We start from the raw sequence: 5,069 nt of genomic DNA on the forward strand, positions 1-5,069 counted from the left end.
GCCGGCGCCGCCGCCTGCCTGATCACCGATGCGTGGGAAGGCCTGGAGACCTTCTTCGAGCCCGGGCGCGAGGTGCTGGTGGCGCGCAGCGGCGACGAGGTGGCGCAGCACGTCGCCGCGCTCGATGCGCAGCGCGCCCGGGCGATCGGCCAGGCCGCCTACCGCCGCGTGCTGGCCGAACACACCTACGCCCACCGTGCGGCGCAGTGCGACGCCGTGCTGCAAGGCTGCCGCACGGCCGCCGTGGCGGAGGCCGCATGAAGATCGTCGTCCTGGGCCTGTCGATCACCTCGTCCTGGGGCAACGGCCACGCCACCACCTACCGCGGCCTGGTGCGCGAGCTGGTGCGGCGCGGCCACGAGGTGCTGTTCCTGGAGCGCGACCAGCCTTGGTACGCGGCCCACCGCGACCTGCCCGATCCGCCCTGGGGCCGCACCGTCCTGTATGCCACCGTCCACGAGTTGCAGGAGCGGCACCGGGAAGCGGTGCGCGATGCCGACCTGGTGATCGTCGGCTCCTATGTGCCCGATGGCGTGCGGGTGGGCGAATGGGTACAGCAGCAGGCGCGCGGCGTCACGGCCTTCTACGACATCGACACACCCGTGACGCTCGCCAAGCTGGAGCGCGGCGACCACGAGTACCTGCACCCGCGCCAGATCCCGCACTACGACCTGTACCTGTCCTTCACCGGCGGGCCCACGTTGAAGCGCCTGGAGCACGAATACGGCGCGCCGCGGGCGCGCGTGCTGTACTGCTCCTTCGACCCGGAGCTGTACTTCCCCGAGCCGCAGGAACTGCAATGGGACCTGGGCTACATGGGAACCTACAGCGACGACCGGCAGCCGAGCGTGCAGGCCTTCCTGCTCGAGCCGGCCCGGCTGCATCCGCAGGGCCGCTTCATCGTCGCCGGCCCGCAGTACCCCGGCACCGCGGCCTGGCCCGCCAACGTGACGCACGAGCCGCACCTGCCGCCGGCGGAGCACCGGCGTTTCTACAACCGCCAGCGCTTCACGCTCAACGTGACGCGGCGCGACATGATCCGCGCCGGCTGGTCGCCCAGCGTGCGCCTGTTCGAGGCGGCCGCCTGCGGCACCCCGATCGTCAGCGACCGCTGGCCGGGCATCGAGTCGCTGCTGGTGCCGCACCAGGAGATCCTGCTGGTGGACCGCACGGTCGACGTGCTGGACATCCTGCAGCGCTGCGGCGAGCAGGAGCGCCTGCGCATGGCCGAACGGGCCCGCAAGCGCATCCTGGCGCAGCACACGGCGGCGCACCGCGCCGAGGAACTGGAGGCGCACGCGGCGCAGCTCCTGAGCGGCGTGACGGCGTGAGGCAGGCAAGGGAGGCGGCGATGGCGGACGAAACGAACGAACTGCAGCGCGAAGTAGAAGCGCTGGGCCCCTGGTTCCACAACCTGCACCTGCCCGGCGGCCTGCAGACGGTGCCGGACCACTTCCTCGGCGGCGACTTCCCCAGCTTCAAGTGGCAGCAGATCCGCGACAGCATCCCGCAGGACCTGGGCGGCTGGCGCGTTCTGGACGTGGGCTGCAACGCCGGTTTCTACAGCTTCGAGCTGGCCCGGCGCGGCGCCTCGGTGGTGGCGATCGACATGGAGCCGCTGTACCTCACGCAGGCGCGCTGGGCTGCGCGCCAGTACGGCCTGCAGGACCGGGTGGAATTCCGCGAGCAGCAGGTCTACGACCTGGCGCGCTCGGGCGAGCAGTTCGACCTGGTGTGGTTCATGGGCGTCTTCTACCACCTGCGCTATCCGCTGCTGGCGCTGGACATCCTGGCGCAGCGCACGCGCCGCATGATGGTGTTCCAGACCTTGTCGGTGCCCGGCGAGGAGGTCTATCCCGACACGGCGGACCATCCGATCACCGAGCGCGAGCCGCTGCGCGACCCGGGCTGGCCGCGGATGGCCTTCATCGAACACAAGTTCTCCGGCGACCCGACCAACTGGTGGGTGCCGAACCACGCCGGCATCGAAGCCATGCTGCGCTCCAGCGGCCTGCGCGTCACCGCCCGCCCCGCCGAGGAGATCTACGTCTGCGTCCCGAGCCCGGAGACGGCGGCGTGGCAGTGGGACACGCAATACCGGTCGGTGTTTCCCGACGCGGAGGCCTGTCTCGTAGGCTGGGGCGGCGCAAGCCGCCGCAGGTGAGCTGCGCGAACCCCAGCTTGCGGGGCGACGAGGCCCCTATGCGTCGTCGCCGGACTTGCGGCTCGACGCGAAATCCACGTGTTCGCGCAGCCAGCGCCGCACGATTTCGGCGTCGCGGATGCGGCTCACCTTGCTGGCGGAATCGAGGAACACCATGATCAGGTTGCGGCCCTTCATGCGGGTCTGCACCACCAGGCACTGGCCGGCCTCGGAGATGTAGCCGGTCTTCTGCAGCCCGATGTTCCACTGGCCGGCGCGCACCAGCTTGTTGGTGTTCACGTAGCTCAGCTCGCGGCCGTCGGCGGCTTCGACCTCGTAGCCGCGCGATGTGGAGTACTTGCGCAGCAAGGGCTCCTTGTAGGCCGCGTCCACCAGCACCGCGAGGTCGCGCGCGCTGGACTGGTTGCGGCTGGAAAGGCCGGTCGGCTCGACGTAGCGGGTGTGCCGCATCCCGAGCTCGCGCGCCTTGTTGTTCATGGCGCTGACGAAGGCCGACATGCCACCCGGGTAGGTGCGCCCCAGCGCGTGGGCCGCGCGGTTCTCGCTGGACATCAGCGCCAGGTGCAGCGCCTCGCGGCGGGTGAGCACGGTGCCCACCTGCAGGCGCGAGCTGCTGTGCTTGACGCGGTCCACGTCCGCGCCCGTGATCGTGATCTTCTCGTCCAGCGGCAGGTCGGCCTCGGCGATGACGAGGCCCGTCATCAGCTTGGTCAGCGAGGCGATCGGGCGCACGTCGTCGCCGTTCTTGCCCAGGAGGACCTCGTCGCTTTCCTGGTCGATGACGTAGGCGACGCTGGCCTTCAGGGGCAGCTTCATCGGGTCGGCCGGCAGCCGCGCCGGGCGGACGTGCCGCACCGCGACGACTTTCTTCTTCGTGGACTTGTGCCTGGACTTGGAAACCTTCACGGCCTTGGTGCTGCGCTTGGTCGTCGCCTTGGCCTTGGTCTTGCGGGTCTTGCTCGCCTTGGCCTTGGTTTTCTTGGCCTTGGACTTCTTCACGACCTTGCTCGCGGTGGGCTTGCCCTTCGCATGCGAGCGGGCGGCGAAGCCCTCCAGCGGGGCGAGGAACAGGAACAGCGCCAGCAGGGCGGCCAGCCAGCGGGCCGCGGTATCGGTCCTTCTCGGATCAGTCATTCATCCCTAGGTTTCATCTGTCAGCGAAAGTTCCGGGCTTCACGGCGTCTTCGCCTACAAGCACGCAGGATGCAAACGGAAGTCCGTGCCTCGGCGGCGCATTGGAGGACGCGCTCCGGATTCGGCGGATTCCGCTTGAAGGCGGCGCGATCGCCCCCAGCGGAGAACGCGGGGTTCCCGGCGCGCCTCGGCGCGCGGTCACCGCCAGCCTACCAGCGAGCCCCCGGGATCACGCGGTATTGAACTCCACGTCCAGCCGCTCGATGTAGCGCTGCTTCGCCGACGGCTCGGCGAAGCTGGCCTCGAAGCTGTTGCGCGCCAGCAGGTAGGCATGGCGCACGTCGAGGCCGGTGGCGGCGAAGGTCTGCAGGAAGTTGGCGTTGATGTAGCCGCCGAAGTAGGCCGGATCGTCCGAATTGACCGTGGCCACCAGGCCCGCGTCGAGCAACGCCCGCAGGTTGTGCTGTTCGAGCGTGGGGACCACGCGCAGCTTGAGGTTCGACAGCGGGCACACGGTGAGCGGAATGCGATCCTGCGCCAGCCGCTTCATCAGCGCGGGATCCTTGGCCGATTGCACGCCGTGGTCGACGCGTTCGACCTTCAGCACGTCGAGCGCCGACCACACGTACTCCGGCGGCCCTTCCTCGCCCGCATGGGCCACGAGGTGCAGCCCCAGTTGGCGGCACCTGGCGAACACCCGCGCGAACTTCTCCGGCGGATGCCCCACTTCGCTCGAGTCGAGGCCGACGCCGATGAATCGGTCCCGGAACGGCAGCGCCTGCTCCAGCGTGTCGAAGGCGTCCTCCTCGCTCAGGTGGCGCAGGAAGCACAGGATCAGTTCGGCGTCGAGGCCGAGGTTGTGGGCGTCCTGGCAGGCGCGGTACAGGCCGCCGATGACCGTTTCCATAGCGACGCCGCGGGCGGTGTGCGTCTGCGGATCGAAGAAGATCTCCGCGCGCAGCACGTTGTCATGTCGGGCCCGCTGCAGGTAGGCCCAGGCCATGTCGTAGAAATCTTCCTCCTTCACCAGCACGCTGGCGCCGGCGTAGTAGATGTCCAGGAAGCTCTGCAGGTTGCTGAACGCATAGGCCTTGCGCAAGTCCTCGACGCTCGCATAGGGCAGGCGCACGCCGTTGCGCTGCGCCAGCCGGAACATCAGCTCCGGTTCCAGCGAGCCCTCGATGTGGATGTGGAGCTCGGCCTTGGGCATGGCGGCCAGCAGGGCGGGCAGCGGGCGGGGAGGGGCGGGGTGCATTGCAGGCAAGGGGATAGAGACTGGAGGCTAGAGACTAGGGCAGAGACGACAAGGGCCAGGGACCGGGTGTTCCCCTAGTCCCTAGCCCTGGTCTCTAGTCCCTGCGCGCTCCGCGCGCAAGGCTTACTTGCCCGACGCCCCCGGCACCTTGCCTTCCACGCCCTTGACGTAGAAGTTGATGCCGCCCAGGAACTTGTCGTCGGCGACGGCGTCCTGGGCCAGGACTTCCTTGCCGGTGTTGTCGGCGATCGGGCCCTTCCAGATCACCAGGCTGCCGTCCTTCAGGCCGGCCTTCACCTTCTCCAGCCGCTGCTTGGCGCTGTCCGGCACGTCGGCGGCCACGTTGACGAAGTCGATCGCGCCTTCCTTCACGCCCCACCAGCTCTGGCCGGTGGTCCAGGTGTTCTCGAGCACGTCACGCACGGCCTTGATGTAGTACGGGCCCCAGTTGATCACCGCGGAACCCAGGTGCGCCTTGGGACCGTAGTTGCTCATGTCGCTGTCCCAGCCGAAGGC

Annotated in this window: 6 protein-coding genes; 3 read left to right on the forward strand and 3 right to left on the reverse strand. The window is 69.0% G+C overall.

Annotation, left to right across the window (positions count from 1 at the left end; genetic code table 11):
• From VFM98_RS23080 to VFM98_RS23090, 3 genes are all read left to right on the forward strand, one after another.
• Nucleotides 1-261, forward strand: a 261-nt coding sequence (locus tag VFM98_RS23080; protein ID WP_325112237.1) for a glycosyltransferase, incomplete at its 5' end; no start/stop codon positions are given.
• Nucleotides 258-1,331 (forward strand): CgeB family protein, encoded by a 1,074-nt coding sequence (locus tag VFM98_RS23085; protein ID WP_325112238.1) that lies wholly within the window; start codon nt 258-260, stop codon nt 1,329-1,331. The genes VFM98_RS23080 and VFM98_RS23085, both read left to right, overlap by 4 nt.
• Nucleotides 1,332-1,351: 20 nt before the next feature.
• Nucleotides 1,352-2,164 (forward strand): TIGR04290 family methyltransferase, encoded by an 813-nt coding sequence (locus VFM98_RS23090; RefSeq protein WP_325112239.1) that lies wholly within the window; start codon nt 1,352-1,354, stop codon nt 2,162-2,164.
• Nucleotides 2,165-2,200: 36 nt separating this feature from the next.
• Here VFM98_RS23090 and VFM98_RS23095 read toward each other — a convergent pair whose 3' ends face one another.
• From VFM98_RS23095 to VFM98_RS23105, 3 genes are all read right to left on the reverse strand, one after another.
• The gene (locus VFM98_RS23095; protein ID WP_325112240.1) at nt 2,201-3,298 is read right to left on the reverse strand and encodes a D-alanyl-D-alanine carboxypeptidase family protein; all 1,098 of its coding nucleotides are present in this window, start codon (nt 3,296-3,298) and stop codon (nt 2,201-2,203) included.
• Between the two features lie 229 nt (nt 3,299-3,527).
• The gene (locus tag VFM98_RS23100; RefSeq protein ID WP_325112241.1) at nt 3,528-4,553 is read right to left on the reverse strand and encodes an adenosine deaminase; all 1,026 of its coding nucleotides are present in this window, start codon (nt 4,551-4,553) and stop codon (nt 3,528-3,530) included.
• Between the two features lie 123 nt (nt 4,554-4,676).
• Nucleotides 4,677-5,069: BMP family ABC transporter substrate-binding protein (locus tag VFM98_RS23105; protein ID WP_325112242.1), on the reverse strand; the 393-nt coding region annotated here is incomplete at its 5' end.

It is taken from the genome of Ramlibacter sp., from assembly GCF_035706265.1.
In the GTDB taxonomy this organism is placed as follows: Bacteria; Pseudomonadota; Gammaproteobacteria; order Burkholderiales; family Burkholderiaceae_C; genus Ramlibacter.

Bases quoted from the DNA above. Each gene is read 5' to 3' on its own strand.
- VFM98_RS23090 (WP_325112239.1), top strand. From the start codon at position 1,352: ATGGCGGACGAAACGAACGAACTGCAGCGCGAAGTAGAAGCGCTGGGC.
- VFM98_RS23095 (WP_325112240.1), bottom strand. From the start codon at position 3,298: ATGACTGATCCGAGAAGGACCGATACCGCGGCCCGCTGGCTGGCCGCC.
- VFM98_RS23100 (WP_325112241.1), bottom strand. From the start codon at position 4,553: ATGCACCCCGCCCCTCCCCGCCCGCTGCCCGCCCTGCTGGCCGCCATG.
- VFM98_RS23085 (WP_325112238.1), top strand. From the start codon at position 258: ATGAAGATCGTCGTCCTGGGCCTGTCGATCACCTCGTCCTGGGGCAAC.